This window comes from Marinobacter zhejiangensis (assembly GCF_900114775.1).
Classification (GTDB): Bacteria; Pseudomonadota; Gammaproteobacteria; order Pseudomonadales; family Oleiphilaceae; genus Marinobacter; species Marinobacter zhejiangensis.
This window is the reverse complement of the sequence record NZ_FOUE01000003.1, coordinates 287,731-301,739: the sequence shown is the minus strand read 5'-3', so window position 1 is coordinate 301,739 and position 14,009 is coordinate 287,731. Positions and strand designations below refer to the sequence as shown.

At 53.2% G+C, this 14,009-nt stretch carries 11 protein-coding genes; 9 read left to right on the top strand and 2 right to left on the bottom strand.

Translation table 11 applies throughout. The annotated features are described in order from the left end of the window. Positions 1 to 102: 102 nt before the first annotated feature. Positions 103 to 642, bottom strand: a complete 540-nt coding sequence (locus tag BMZ67_RS11260; protein WP_092022641.1) for a hypothetical protein — start codon at positions 640 to 642, stop codon at positions 103 to 105. A 154-nt stretch (positions 643 to 796) separates the two neighbouring features. Next, positions 797 to 1,609 (bottom strand): TSUP family transporter, encoded by an 813-nt coding sequence (locus BMZ67_RS11255; RefSeq protein ID WP_092022639.1) that lies wholly within the window; start codon positions 1,607 to 1,609, stop codon positions 797 to 799. Between the two features lie 751 nt (positions 1,610 to 2,360). Here BMZ67_RS11255 and BMZ67_RS11250 point away from each other — a divergent pair. The 9 genes from BMZ67_RS11250 to BMZ67_RS11215 all read left to right on the top strand — a co-directional run bounded on the left by BMZ67_RS11250 (position 2,361) and on the right by BMZ67_RS11215 (position 14,000). Next, positions 2,361 to 5,840: an indolepyruvate ferredoxin oxidoreductase family protein gene (locus tag BMZ67_RS11250; RefSeq protein ID WP_425434240.1), complete on the top strand. Its 3,480-nt coding sequence runs from the start codon at positions 2,361 to 2,363 to the stop codon at positions 5,838 to 5,840. Between the two features lie 134 nt (positions 5,841 to 5,974). Beyond that, entirely contained in the window at positions 5,975 to 7,075 is a 1,101-nt protein-coding gene (locus BMZ67_RS11245; protein WP_092022635.1) for a Glu/Leu/Phe/Val family dehydrogenase, read from the top strand. 139 nt (positions 7,076 to 7,214) lie between these two features. Continuing rightward, on the top strand, positions 7,215 to 8,621 hold the full coding sequence (locus BMZ67_RS11240; protein WP_092022633.1) for a sodium-dependent transporter: 1,407 nt from the start codon (positions 7,215 to 7,217) through the stop codon (positions 8,619 to 8,621). Positions 8,622 to 9,046: 425 nt separating this feature from the next. Beyond that, positions 9,047 to 9,505, top strand: coding sequence for a hypothetical protein (locus BMZ67_RS11235; RefSeq protein WP_092022631.1), 459 nt, complete (start codon positions 9,047 to 9,049; stop codon positions 9,503 to 9,505). A gap of 190 nt (positions 9,506 to 9,695) precedes the next feature. After that, positions 9,696 to 11,708 (top strand): ATP-binding protein, encoded by a 2,013-nt coding sequence (locus BMZ67_RS11230; protein ID WP_092022629.1) that lies wholly within the window; start codon positions 9,696 to 9,698, stop codon positions 11,706 to 11,708. Positions 11,709 to 11,785: 77 nt separating this feature from the next. Then, positions 11,786 to 12,184 carry a hypothetical protein gene (locus BMZ67_RS11225; protein WP_092022627.1) on the top strand — a complete coding sequence of 133 codons (399 nt, stop codon included), beginning with the start codon at positions 11,786 to 11,788 and terminating at the stop codon, positions 12,182 to 12,184. 78 nt (positions 12,185 to 12,262) lie between these two features. After that, entirely contained in the window at positions 12,263 to 12,769 is a 507-nt protein-coding gene (locus tag BMZ67_RS18530) for a hypothetical protein (RefSeq protein ID WP_139214367.1), read from the top strand. Positions 12,770 to 13,452: 683 nt separating this feature from the next. Then, entirely contained in the window at positions 13,453 to 13,710 is a 258-nt protein-coding gene (locus BMZ67_RS11220) for a type II toxin-antitoxin system Phd/YefM family antitoxin (protein WP_092022625.1), read from the top strand. Next, entirely contained in the window at positions 13,698 to 14,000 is a 303-nt protein-coding gene (locus tag BMZ67_RS11215; RefSeq protein WP_092022623.1) for a type II toxin-antitoxin system RelE/ParE family toxin, read from the top strand. The genes BMZ67_RS11220 and BMZ67_RS11215 overlap by 13 nt, the downstream gene beginning before the upstream one ends. Positions 14,001 to 14,009 lie beyond the last annotated feature (9 nt).

Below are 14,009 nucleotides of genomic sequence, written 5' to 3'. Positions count from 1 at the left end.
CGACGTTACCAGGCAACCCGTTGACCTGACAGAATACAACAGCCTCCAGATCTGGCAAGGCGGCCAGTCCCCCTCTCGCCATTTAAGGCAGCGAGGAAAACTTCACACGATATGGACGCGCCCATCGGGGCTTGCAAAGGGATTGTTGAAGCTGCTGCCCTCCGCCTTCAGCAGGGCTTCCGGGTGATGCTCCAACATTTCCTGTTCAATTTCTTCGGCGAATTTTTTGGGAACATCCACCATCACCAGATACTTGCCGGCCTCAATCGCATCGTGGAAGCGTCGTATCCGGTAGTTTTCTGCCGATATGCCGCCAAAACCACCCAACCAGCCGCCGGCCATGACCGAAAACACCGCTAACCCCGCCCAGGCGATGGTTGGCCATCCCAGGTTGGCGAAGAGCGCCAGAGGCAGGGTAAAGGAAAGTCCCAGGACCAGGCCGATCAGCATGCCCCGTTCGACGTAACGAGCCAGATCCGTCCGATCCAGAACGCTGGCCCGGTGCAGACGGTGGGTATACAGCCCAGCTTCGTCCTTACTGACCACATGGAAACGCCAGTCGGTGATGCCGCGGGTGTGCAGGTCGTCGGATATGTCCTGCACGTGATCAATGTGATCGACCAGATAAAAGAGCCGTTTCATAATCACACCTCCGAGGTTGCAGCAGCTTACACTGCACCAGTGTTGATTATAAAACGACCAAACCGACCTGCAGCCTGGCTGCCAAGACCAATTGGAGATAACCCTCCGGGGGTTAGCGCCAAACGGAGCAAGGACAACCCATTAGCCTGGTTTATCAGGCACTCCCCAGCAACACCTGCCCCAGGCCGATGAAGCTGATCACCAGCAAGACCAGGCCAAGCACCCGGAAAAACACCGGTGTTTCTGCCTGCAGCATACGCTCGTGGAAGCGCAGACCAATGACATGGCCAATGGCGGCACACGGCAACAACCAGAGATGGTGAATCAGCTGGAGATCAACGCCCGCCCAGACAAACGCCGCCATCTTGATGGTGACCAGGATGAACCAGAGAGCGAACAGGGTATCCCTCAGACGTTCACGGGCAACGTGCTGAGCGACCACGGCAATGATCAACGGCGCCCCAATCAGAGAGGTGCCACTGATGTACCCGCCAAGCATCAGGAACAGGGTATCCACCACCTTGCTGTTGCTGCGGAACGGTCGGTTGAGGATGTAGGACAGTGAATAGACAGACACAATCCCAAAGATGATCACGCTCATGACGTTCGCTGGCAGGGTGATCAATCCGAACACACCGATGAGCTTGGGGACGATCATGATGGCCAGGATACGCCACAGGTACGGCCAGTCCACCGAACTTACCGGAGTCTCCACCGTCGCGGCTGGGCCTGAGGTCAGGGTTGTCCCTGACGCCCGTTTCCGGTTGTTCAGCCAGATGGTCAGCGATGAGAACACTAGCAGGTGTACGGAGATAAGGGGCAGGTACACCAACGGATCATTGTGCACCAGCAGCAGGAAAGGCAGGGAGAGTACCGCGCCACCGAACCCCAGTCCAGAGCGCACGAAACCGCTCCAGATAAAAATCAGTCCGATCAGCGTGTACTGCACCATCGACAGGTCAAACATAACACCCCAGGGCAGTGGTTCGGTCAGAGAGTCAGGAAAGCGCTGCAGTCTACCGGAGCCGGGGAAAATCGTCGCCCCAAGTTTTTGTCCGACCTGACACAGAGCCATTCCCGGGGCTCACCAACGCCCAGGATAAGTAAAAACCGAGACGTCCGTTATATGCCCTCTCCCAACCCGCGAAATGCGACCGTTCAAATGGGTGGACACCAGCCAAAACCCAGCTGACAAACCCCGGAAAAAACAGAAGATAACGAAACAAACAAGCGACTGAGAGCCTCCAATCAGAGACAGCAGCACCGCGCCAGGCGAACCTCGTACATCGACCTTTTGGTCACGAAATAATCGTTGACGTGTTTAGAAAAAGCATCTAGTTTGAGCCCTTGTTCGCCCCTCATGAGGGTCAGCGAACGCTGAAATCAAAAGCTCGGCCATAAGCCGAACTACAACAACAATACAACGACTGCCACCGTGATCCGGTTGGTGGGAGAGGATTTCAACATGCCATACGCAGCTGCTCATACAGCTCGACTGCACCCCCTGTGCGGTCCCATCACCATCACCTCATCTTTTCCTCCGAGTTCAACCAACCCAGGCAATGCTAGCCGGCCCCTTGTCCGCCGCGCACACGCCGGGTCCTGATCTGCACTCCTGAACTCAACAACCCCAAGCTTTCTGGCACAGACGGTTTCGTCACCGCCCGTGCACGGTTTTAACTGGAAAAGATGACCAGTCCTGGACTGGGATAAGGTGAATAGTTATGCGTGATGTCAGTCTCAAAGACGTTTGGGAACGTGATTCCGGCCCGGTTTACATGACTGGCAGCCAGGCCCTGGCACGGCTCCCCCTGCTCCAGGCTCAGCTGGACCAACTCAACGGCCTCAATACCGCTGGTTTTATCTCCGGCTACCGCGGCTCCCCCCTGGGTGGTTTTGACCAGGTACTGTGGAAAGCCAAGGACTACCTCAAGCAGCGCCATGTCCACTTCCTGCCTGGGGTAAACGAAGATCTGGGCGCCACCGCCGTGTGGGGTTCCCAGCAAGTGAATATTTTTGAAGGCGCCAAGTACGACGGCGTTTTCGCCCTCTGGTACGGTAAAGGCCCCGGGGTCGACCGTACCGGTGATGTGTTCAAGCACGCCAACGCAGCCGGCAGTTCCCAGTACGGTGGCGTTCTCGCGGTGGCCGGTGACGACCACGCCTGTAAGTCTTCCACCCTGCCCCACCAGAGCGACTACGCTTTCATGGACGCCTCCATGCCGGTACTCAATCCAAGCGGCGTGCAGGAAATGCTGGACCTCGGCCTGTATGGCTGGGCCATGTCCCGTTACAGCGGCTGCTGGGTCGGTTTCAAGGCGCTGGCCGAAGTGATGGACTCGTCCATCTCCGCCAACCTGGACCTGAGCCGCATCAACATTCAGCTTCCGGAACACTTCAAACTGCCGGAAGGCGGCCTCAACTCCCGCTGGCCGGACAAACCGCTGGAGCAGGAAGAACGCCTGCACCGCTACAAGCTGGAAGCTGCCAAGGCCTTCTGCCGCGCTAACCGTCTGGACAAGACCGTCCTGAGCGCAAGCCAGCCGCGATTTGGCATCGTCACCACCGGCAAGTCCTACCTCGACGTGATCCAGGCACTGGCCGACCTTGGCCTCGGTGAAGCCGAGTGCGAAGCCCTGGGCCTGACCGTGTATAAAGTGGCGATGACCTGGCCGCTGGAGCCGGACGGCATCTTCGAGTTTGCCCAGGGCCTGGAAGAAATCCTGGTGGTGGAAGAGAAACGCGGCCTGATCGAAGACCAGATTCGCACCCAGCTCTACAGCTGGCAGGATCAGCAGCGCCCCAACATCATCGGAAAACGTGACGACCAGGGCAACGAGCTACTGCCGTCCATATCCGAACTGACCCCGGCCATGGTCGCCCGAGCCATCGCCAGCCGTCTGAAAGACCGCTACTGCAACGACACCCTGCGCCAGCGTCTGGACTTCCTGACCGAGAAAGAAACCAGCCTTGCCCAGCCGAAAGAACGCCTGGAGCGCACCCCCCACTTCTGTTCCGGTTGCCCGCACAACACCTCCACCCGAGTGCCGGAAGGCAGTCGCGCGCTTGGTGGTATTGGCTGTCACTACATGGCCACCTGGATGGACCGCGGCACCGATACCTTTACCCAGATGGGCGGTGAAGGCGTCACCTGGTTGGGCCAGGCCCCGTTCACCAACCAGAAGCATGTGTTCCAGAACCTCGGTGACGGCACCTACTTCCATTCCGGCCTGTTGGCCATCCGCGCGGCCATCGCCTCCGGCGCCAACATCACCTACAAGGTTCTCTATAACGATGCCGTGGCAATGACCGGTGGCCAGCCGGTGGACGGCACCCTGACCGTGCAGCAGATCACCCACCAGCTTTACGGTGAAGGTGTCCGCCGCATTGCCGTGGTCAGCGATGACATCGACAAGTACCCATCACGGGCTGACTTTGCCGACCGTACCACCTTCCACCATCGTGACGACCTTGACGCCCTGCAACGGGAAATGCGTGAAATTGAAGGCTGCTCCGTACTGATCTACGACCAGACCTGCGCCGCCGAGAAACGCCGTCGCCGCAAGCGCGGCACCATGGTGGACCCAGACCAGCGGGTGATGATCCACTCGGACGTCTGCGAAGGCTGTGGTGACTGTGGTATCCAATCCAACTGCCTCTCCATCCTGCCGAAGGAGACTGAGCAGGGCCGCAAGCGCACCATCGACCAGTCGGCCTGTAACAAGGACTTCAGCTGCGTCCGTGGTTTCTGCCCAAGCTTTGTCACCGTCAAGGGCGGCAAACTGAAGAAAGCACCGGGCATTGGCCAGGACGTGTCCTTTGCCGAACTGCCGGAGCCGACCTTCGTTGGCGAGCACGACCCGTACGGCATCCTGCTGACCGGCGTTGGCGGCACCGGCGTGGTCACCGTCAGCGCCCTGCTCGGCATGGCCGCCCACCTCGAAGGCAAAGGCGTGTCCGTCCTCGACCAGGCCGGTCTGGCCCAGAAGTTTGGCGCCGTGGTGAGCCACATCCGTATTGCCAACAAGCAGGAAGACATCCACGCGGTACGGATTCCCGCCGGTGAGGCGGACCTGATGATGGCCTTCGACCTGATGGTCGCCGCCAGCGACGATGCCCTGGCGAAGCTGGACAACCGCTTCTCCCGCAGCGTGGTGAACACCGAAGCCTCCATGCCGGCCGCGTTTACCCGCAACGCCGACCTGGAGTTCCCCGGTGAATCCATGGAAAACACCATCCGTGAGGCCTCCCGTGCTGAAGGCAGCTGGTTCCTGGATGCCGGTGGCCTGGCCAAGGCGCTGATGGGTGACGGCATGGCCGTGAACCTGTTCACCGTGGGCTTCGCCTACCAGCAAGGCCTGTTGCCGCTGAAAGCCGAGTCCATTGAACGGGCGATTGAGCTGAACGCAGTGGCCGTGGACAAGAACAAGCAGGCGTTCCTCTGGGGCCGCCGTGCAGCCCACGACCTGGCAGCAGTAAAGGCACTGGCCTTCCCGCAGCCGAAAGGCACCCCGGTGCAAATCATGGAAACCACCGACCAGCTCATTGAGCGCAACAAGCGCCACCTGACCGAGTACCAGAACGAGGCCTACGCCAAGCGCTACGAAGCCCTGGTCCGCAAGGTAGAGAAAGCCGTTGAAGCCAAGGTTGGCAAGGACCCGATGCTGATTCGCGCCGTTGCAGAGAACTACGCCAAGGTACTGGCCTATAAGGACGAGTACGAAGTGGCCCGCCTGTTCAGCAACGGCAGCCTGCGCAAGCAACTGGCCGAACAGTTCGAGGGCGACGTTGAACTGGAGTTCAACCTGGCCCCGCCGCTGTTGAGCCGCGGCAAGAACGGCGACCGCCCGCACAAACTGAAGTTTGGCCCCTGGATGGAAAAAGTGTTCCACATCCTGGCCCGCTTCAAGTCCCTGCGTGGCACACCGCTGGACGTCTTCGGCTACACCGCTGACCGCCGCCTGGAACGGGCGCTGATCCGTGAGTACGAAGCCGACCTTCAGTGGCTGCTCAAGCACCTCAGCCGTGACCACCTGGACGCGGCCCGTGGCCTGGCTTCCCTGCCCGCCAAGATTCGCGGTTTCGGTCCGGTAAAGGAAGCCGCGTACGAGGCAGCCCAAAAGGAACGCCAGCAGCTGCGCACCGAGATCAACCCGGCATCCACCGAGCACAACCGGATTGCCAGCGCGGCAGTGTGAACTGAAGCCCCGTATTACGAACTAAACTAACAAGAGCGAGCCCAACCGGTGATCCCGGGCGGGCTCTATAAAAGCCCGGCACTGATTGGCCCCATAAGGGTATCGGTAGCCCATACAGTAGAAGGTGAAACGCCATGAACGTATTCAGCCATCCTGAGTTCGACAACCACGAACACGTCTCGTTTTTCTGTGATCCCAAGACTGGCCTCAAAGCCATCATCGCGGTCCACAACACCTCCCGCGGCCCGGCTCTGGGCGGCTGCCGGATGTTCCCCTACGCCACCGATGAAGAAGCCCTGCGCGACGTACTGCGCCTGTCCCGCGGCATGACCTACAAGTCTGCCCTGGCCAACCTGGACCTCGGCGGCGGCAAATCCGTGATCATCGGCGACCCGCGCAAATTCAAGACAGAAGAACTGATGGAAGCCATGGGCCGCTTCATTGAACAGCTGAACGGGCTGTACATTGCGGCAGAAGACTCCGGCACCAGTGTTGCCGATCTGCAGATCATGGGCCGTAACACCAAGCACGTTGCCGGTATTGCTTCCCACCCGGGTTTCGACGGCAAGCCCAGCAACGGCGACCCCTCACCGGCAACCGCCTATGGCACCTTCGTTGGGCTGAAAGCGGCGGTTAAACACAAGCTGGGAATCACCGACCTGACGGGCCTGAAAGTGGCCATTCAGGGTATCGGTAATGTCGGCTACCGCCTGGCTCGCCACCTGCACGAAGCTGGCGCCCAACTGTGGGTATACGACATTCACCAGGATCAAATGGATCGCGCCGTTGAAGAGTTCGGCGCCATTCCGGTCAGCGCAGACGACATCCTCTCCCTGCCGGTAGACGTGATTGCACCTTGTGCCCTCGGCGCCGTACTGAACGACCAGAGCATTCCCAAGATCCAGGCCAAAGTAATTGCCGGTGCGGCAAACAACCAGCTGGAACACCCGTATCACGACGAAGTCCTGATGAATCAGGGCATTCTCTATACCCCTGATTTCGTCATCAATGCCGGCGGCATCATCGACGTGTTCCACGAGCGCACCGATCACGACGCCGACAAAGTTCGCGCCCATGTCGAAAGCATTGGCGAAACCCTGGAAGAAATCTTCACCCGTTCCGACCGTGACCAGCGCCCGACCGGCGTGATCGCCAACGAGCTGGCTGAAGAACGCTTCGAGCACATCTCCGCGCAAAAGGAGCAAGCCACCCATCAGTTCGCCAAGGCCGGCTGATGACGTGAGCTAACTCCATGCACTGAGCGGTAACCCCCTAGGGTCGATCCTCCCTGGCGGCTATACGGCAATCCACCGCATAGCCGCCCAGGAGGAGTTTTGTCCCCCGAAAACAACAACATGTAAGCAGGAGACAGTCATGTCCTACTCTTCGTCCGCCACCGCAACAGGCACCCTGGAAGGCGCCACGGCCAAACGTGGCCTCTGGTCCTCCCGTTTGGCGTTCATCCTGGCCGCCACCGGTTCTGCCGTAGGCCTTGGTAATATCTGGAAATTCCCCTACATCACTGGCGAAAACGGCGGTGGTGCCTTTGTTCTGGTATACCTGTTATGCATCGCAGCCGTCGGCATTCCCATCATGATGGCGGAAGTGATGATCGGTCGCCGCGGTGGTCGCAGCCCCGTCAACAGCCTGCGGTTGATTGCCGAGCGCGACAAACTCAACCCGGCCTGGCGTATCGTTGGCATTATTGGCGTGCTGGCCGCGTTCCTGATCCTGTCTTTCTACTCCGTCATCGGCGGCTGGGCGGTGTCTTATGTGGGCACAGCAGCCAGTGGTCAGCTGGTGGGACAAACCGCCGAGTCCATTGGCGCTATCTTCTCCGGCTTGCTGAGTGACCCCGGTACCCTGCTGATGTGGCACACCGTGTTCATGGCCCTGGTCATGGTAGTGGTCGCCCGTGGCGTTCGCTCCGGCCTGGAACGCGCCGTCAGCATTCTCATGCCGGGCCTGTTCGTGCTGCTGTTGATTGTGGTCGGCTACGCCATGACAACCGGGCACTTTGGTCAGGCCGTCAGCTTCCTGTTCCAGCCTGACTTCTCCAAACTGACCACCTCCGGTGTACTGGTGGCCCTTGGTCATGCGTTCTTTACCCTGAGCCTGGGTATGGCCATCATGATGGCTTACGGTTCTTACCTGCCGAAAGGCATCTCTATCGCCAAGACCTCCATCACCGTTTCCGTTATGGATACCGTGGTCGCCTTGCTGGCCGGTCTTGCCATCTTCCCGATCGTATTCGCCAATGGCCTGGAGCCCGGCGCTGGCCCCGGCCTGATCTTCCAGACCCTGCCACTGGCGTTCGGCCAGATGCCAATGGGCTCCCTGTTCGGCACCCTGTTCTTCGTGCTGCTGATCTTCGCCGCCTGGACCTCCGGTATTTCACTGCTGGAGCCGCTGGTCGAATGGCTGGAAGAGCAAAAAGGCATGAACCGCACCATCAGCACCCTGGCCGCGGGCGTTGCCTGCTGGTTGCTGGGCATCGCGTCGATCCTGTCACTGAACCTGTGGTCTGACGTTACCCCGCTGGGCATGTTCAGCATGTTCGAAGGCAAGACCATCTTCGACCTGCTCGACTACCTCACCGCCAACATTCTGTTGCCACTGGGCGGCCTGCTGGTAGCGGTGTTTGCCGGCTGGTTCATGTCCAAGCAGGCGCTTGAGAACGAACTGTCGCTGTCTGAGTCCGGCTTCAAGCTGTGGTACAACACCCTGCGTTTTGTAACGCCGGTTGCCGTGATGGTGGTGTTTATCTACAACCTGGCTTGATCTAAAGAGCTATCCCCAAAAGGCGCAGCCGGGCAACCGCTGCGCCTTTTTTATTGTCTACTCATCCAGTACCCGGGATATTGTTGCACCTGCCATTATTCATGCAGCACAACCCCATAAAATGGGCGCTATGTCATTGCCATGGTGAAATTTTCTGTATAGCTTGGATGGAGAAAAGCGGCGGGATATTGTGTCAGGTGCCGTTTTTAAACACGTTGAGGCTGTAGAAAAAGGTCAGGAGATTTCCTCGACCCTAGATTGGTTGATAAATGAACTAAAAATAGCGCCTATTTTTAAAATCTGGAGCACTCAACATCGGAAATACACCCAGATTTTACGTAGGAGCACCATCGTAAAAAGGGGCGAGGGTTTTTCTACAGCCTCGTTAGGTGACGCTGAATCAATGTTATGAGTAAGTAGGACCTATGCAAAAGGATTTTGATTCTTATCTCGAATACATTGAGGCAAACAGGTCTAGATTCTCTGCGGCGGTTTACGAGTTTGCTTCAAGCATCACGCGCTACGATCTGAATAGCCCGCACTCGCTACATGATGCGTGGTTGTCCTCTCTCACGGTTAAAGAAAACCGGAATTCTGAGAGACCTTTCGAACTTGATACAACCATTGAGCTAGTTTTACTGGGACCAATGCACGACAGAGAAATCTCACTCAAATACGTCGGTGTGCAGTCCTACCGATTTGAAGGAAAGCAGAACCCATACAACTGGGCGGACACCTTCCATGGTGATATTTCTGGCCATGAGGTTACCGCTACCGATGATGGTAGCGTTGTTCACGAGATTGAGTATGTTTCGGGCTCTAGGATCGTTATCAGCTGTAAAGATTTCGCTTGTACCGAGTATGAATACACTCATAACAAGTAGTTGCAGTTTGTTCCGGGCCTTTGGCCCTCCACCGGACCGCTTTTAGCGGCCGCTGAACAACGGCGTTAAATTTTTGGGAGTGGTGTGCAGACAACTCGTCCTACATACCTTGAAGCTGCAGACCACTTCTATCATGATTTGATTGATCTGCTTAAGCAAAAAAAGCAATGCATAAAAAGCGAGTTCTAATATGGGTAACATGAAAATAAGCGGTACGGCAGATATTACTCATGAAGGCATAAAAAAGCATTTTACTAAGTGGAAAAAATATTCATTTCAAGCGATTAACGAACTTATAGCCAACGGTTTTGATGCTGGAGCAAAACGTGTTGATGTTATTGTTGACCACAACGAATTACACGGTCTTGAATCTGTAACTATTCTAGACAATGGATCAGGGATTGATATTAATCAATGTGACTTGCATTTCTCTAAGTTCAATGAATCATCCAAGCATGGAGATGATGACGCACAAGGTGCACATGGTAAAGGAAGGCTTGCTTTTCATTTGCTATGCTCCAGCGCCTCATGGTTCACAAAGTGTAAAAAAGCGAACGCGATAATAAAAATAGAAAGTCAAAGCCTTCGAAATTTCATTGCGGAAGAGATAGACAGCAGTAATCAACATGCACTATTAAGTTCTACGGGATCAGGAACATGTGTAGTTCTCAAGCATTTCAAAGAGAACCTTCCAGGTGCTGAGGAGATCAGAAAACGTCTTGAGACCTATTTTGGGTGGCGATTAGCCCTAAATCCTGATCGAGAACTAACGGTTAATGGAGTGAAAGTTGAAATTCCCGAATGCAGGGTTATAGAAAAGGAAGTATCTATTGATGATGTAACTTTTCAGGTCGATTTCATCCGCTGGATAAATAAGCCAGGAGATGAAAAATCGTATAACTATGTAGTGAGTAATGAAGGGCGAATTCTCCATAGGGCTTTGAGTAGTTTTAATAATAAACCTCTTTTTTATCTGAGCACCTACGCTCGATCCGACTGGTTTGATAATTTCGACAAGCATAATACATCGTTAAACTTTTCAGGTAATGCACAAGTAAATGAGAGCTCTCCTGAATTTAGAGAGCTTAAGAAGAGAATAAATAGACTTAGCGGCGAGATCTATGAAGAGTTTCTTCGTGAGTTTGTGGACGAAAAGATTGAAGAGTATGAGGCTAAAGGGTATTTCCCCAGCCATAAATTCATTAGCCAAGAAGAGTCTTTGTGGCGGAGAAGTAACACTAAATCATTTGTAAAAAAATTGTATATAGCAGATCCTTCTATATTCAATAACACTAAAGAGAAGCCGTTAAAAATTCTTATCGCATTAATTGATAAAATTCTTGTGTCAAATGAAAACGATACCATTTTTGATGTCATTGGGGAAATCCTCGACCTAAGCGAAAGCCAAATCGAATTGCTGTCAGATCAAATTAATAATTCTTCGCTTGAAAATATAATAAGCACAATTGAAATATTGCAGAAACGAGAATTTGCGGTTCATAAATTGCGCGAAATAATGGTAAATCATTACAAGCAGGTCCTGGAAACACCTGACCTCCAAGGAATTATTGAAAGCAATACGTGGCTGTTCGGTAATCAATATGCAATTCTTGGTGCTGAGGAAGATGATTTTCAAAGAGTTGCATTGAATTTGAGAGAGTCTGTTAAGGGAATAAAAATAGTAGATGAAAATGATTTGGAACCTGAAGACTTAGACGCGGGCCTAAGCATAGAGGGTGTAAGACGACAAGTTGATCTCTTCTTGGCTAGAAAAAAGTTGAGTTTCAACTCTAGAGGCGAGTCCTATTACCAATGTACTATCATCGAAATCAAGAAGCCTGCAATTGCCTTAAATGAAAAGCATCTCAAGCAAATAAAGGATTACGCAAGGATTATATCTGAGCATGTGGGCTTCTCTATGGAGAAGATGCGCTTTGAAATCATTTTGGTTGGCAGAAAGATATCCGAGAGAGATTTTGACATTAATTCAGCTCTAGAAACCGCAGAAGCGAAGAATGAGCCTGGATTAGTTTTCAGTACAAAAAATGATCGCATCAAAGGCTATGTTAAGACATGGGGTACGATTTTCGCTGAATTCGATTTGTCGAATCACTATTTGCTTGAACAGCTCAAAACCAAAAGAAAGTCCTTGGAAACAAAGTCATCAGACCAACTTGTTGATGATCTCAAGAGCCCGGCTTGAGAAATTTAACAAGTGCGACCAAGGGACGCTCCTTACGTCGCGCCCCTGCCGCTAGCGTTACACATTAAGTGGAAGTGATGAGTTTACCTGTAAGAAATCTCAGATTTGATCGATTGCTTGATTCTTTACTAAAAGAGCCACCCGAAAAGGTAGCTCAAATTGTCAACGCGGATCGAACAATTCTTAAGGAGAAGAACTCGATTGGAGAGAACGCGCTTACATGGTGTGCACTTGAGTTAAAGTATAAAGAAGTTGAGCTGTTAAGATCGTTAGGTTGCCCAATCCAAGAACAAGCGCTTAGTGAGGCAATCCAGCACGGTAACTCCGATATGCTGCTATTGCTTCTAGAGCTAGGTGGTAAAATTTCTAAATACTCTGCTTCTCAATCTATTAATATCGCTGAAAAATGGGGTGCCAATGAGAGGATTTTACACATCATGAAGTCTCACCTTGAGGTATACGGTATAAATGTGTAACAAACGCAGGCACACGGACAAACTTTTCGCTTCGCTTCAAATTTTCCCGTGCTGCGAGCGTTAAACCTCTGAGGAAGTATGAGCAACAAAGAGCTGGTAGTATTTTCATCGATAATTTCAGCAGGCTTAATAACTCCTGAAGAATATATTTCGTGCTGTGATGAAATTATACTAAACGAAGATGAACCTTCTCAGCTTGTCATGGATATTTCACTTCTGAAAGATAAGGATGAAGCAGCAAGGAGGTTGCTAAATGAAACCTACGACAATTTTGAAGAGAACTACCCTGTTCCAGAGGCGGGTTTCTTCGAGGCGTGCTCGGAATACCTTAAGTATCAATCCAATCACATTAGTTGGGAAGAGTTTCTTCGTTCCGCAATACTTATAGCCGAGCATGGTCCATGCCAGTGTAGTGCAAATGACTTTAATAGATTCTTAGAGGCATTTGTAGCGAGTGGTAAAAGTGAAATATTAGCAAAAAGACAATCGGAACATTTGTTAGGGGTTTTTAAAGAAGAGCTTGAAGAAGTAGAATTCTATCGTCAAATGGTAGCACAACGAGGTTTAACAAGTTTATCCAGTTGACGTTTTGCTCTACACTTCCTTTTGGGGTGGCTACGCCACTCTACCCCAAAATTACGCTCCAACCAAAACGCAACTGACAAAGACGTTAAGGTTTCTGATGTATCAGTGCCCAAAATGTAAGAGTAGTGGGTTTAGTTTCTGGGAGAAGCTGAATGCAACCAGGCTGTTCCCAAAGTCGTGTCGGATTTGCGGTTGCAATTGCTATATACAGGTGAAGTACGGATTCTTGGCTTTGCTATTTATGGTTTTGCCTTTCTGGGTGGTAGTAGTAGCTGCTTACATCCTGAAAGCAAATTTTATTTTATGGGCTCTAGTGCCGTTGTTGGGCGCGGTTTTCTTATGCTACGTAAAGTGGTCGCCATTGCAGTGCAACGGTTAAACCTTAACAAGGCGAGGTATTTTGTTCCGGCCCTGCGGGCCTCCACCGGACAGCTTACTTTGTACACTTTATGCGCAGGGCGCTTCGCTCCCATTTTCGCGCATAAAGCGCCCAAAGCAAGCTGCCGCTGCTCGCGGCGTTGAGGCTGTAGAAAAACCGGTAATCCCCCCATTTTTAACCGCAGCTAAAAAGCGACCATCAGTGGCAGCCTACTGCCATTGGCTCTGTGGGGGCGTTAGCTGTGATTGCCTCACCCGCAAAGTGATACTATAGTGTCACTATCAATTTGGATCAGGGTGAGCCCATGAAAGTTGAGCTTGTTACGAACCTTAAGCGCCAAGCTACAAAAATCTTGGCAGAGCTGCACCTGTCTAAAGAGCCGGTACTGATCACGGAACATGGCCAGCCATCGGCTTATCTTGTTGATGTGCAGGATTACGAGTTCATGCAGCGTCGGCTTGAGCTTCTTGAGGGGCTCTCACGGGGAGAGCGAGCTGTACTTGAGGGAAGAACGTACAGCCAAAGGGAGGCCAGGGAGAAAATGAGTAAATGGCTGAAGTAATCTGGACAGAGCCCGCCCTCCAAGAACTGGATGCCATCGCTGAGTACATTGCTCTAGACAATCCTGCTGCCGCAAGCGATCTGGTCCAACAAGTTTTCGATAAGACCGAGCGTTTGGAAAACTTTCCTCAATCCGGGCGGATTCCTCCCGAACTCCCCAATTCGGTATACAGAGAGGTAGTGGTTCCACCGTGTCGTATTTTTTATCGTGAGGCTGAGAAGCGGGTTCTCATCCTCTATGTCATGCGAGAGGAGCGTCAGCTTCGTGCGTACATGCTTGGAAGCAGCTAACCAGGCGCG

Excerpts from the sequence above, each read along its gene's own strand:
- BMZ67_RS11225 (WP_092022627.1), top strand. The coding sequence starts at position 11,786 with ATGAGTTTACCTGTAAGAAATCTCAGATTTGATCGATTGCTTGATTCT.
- BMZ67_RS11255 (WP_092022639.1), bottom strand. The coding sequence starts at position 1,609 with ATGTTTGACCTGTCGATGGTGCAGTACACGCTGATCGGACTGATTTTT.
- BMZ67_RS11235 (WP_092022631.1), top strand. The coding sequence starts at position 9,047 with ATGCAAAAGGATTTTGATTCTTATCTCGAATACATTGAGGCAAACAGG.
- BMZ67_RS11220 (WP_092022625.1), top strand. The coding sequence starts at position 13,453 with ATGAAAGTTGAGCTTGTTACGAACCTTAAGCGCCAAGCTACAAAAATC.
- BMZ67_RS11245 (WP_092022635.1), top strand. The coding sequence starts at position 5,975 with ATGAACGTATTCAGCCATCCTGAGTTCGACAACCACGAACACGTCTCG.
- BMZ67_RS11260 (WP_092022641.1), bottom strand. The coding sequence starts at position 642 with ATGAAACGGCTCTTTTATCTGGTCGATCACATTGATCACGTGCAGGAC.
- BMZ67_RS11230 (WP_092022629.1), top strand. The coding sequence starts at position 9,696 with ATGGGTAACATGAAAATAAGCGGTACGGCAGATATTACTCATGAAGGC.
- BMZ67_RS18530 (WP_139214367.1), top strand. The coding sequence starts at position 12,263 with ATGAGCAACAAAGAGCTGGTAGTATTTTCATCGATAATTTCAGCAGGC.
- BMZ67_RS11240 (WP_092022633.1), top strand. The coding sequence starts at position 7,215 with ATGTCCTACTCTTCGTCCGCCACCGCAACAGGCACCCTGGAAGGCGCC.
- BMZ67_RS11215 (WP_092022623.1), top strand. The coding sequence starts at position 13,698 with ATGGCTGAAGTAATCTGGACAGAGCCCGCCCTCCAAGAACTGGATGCC.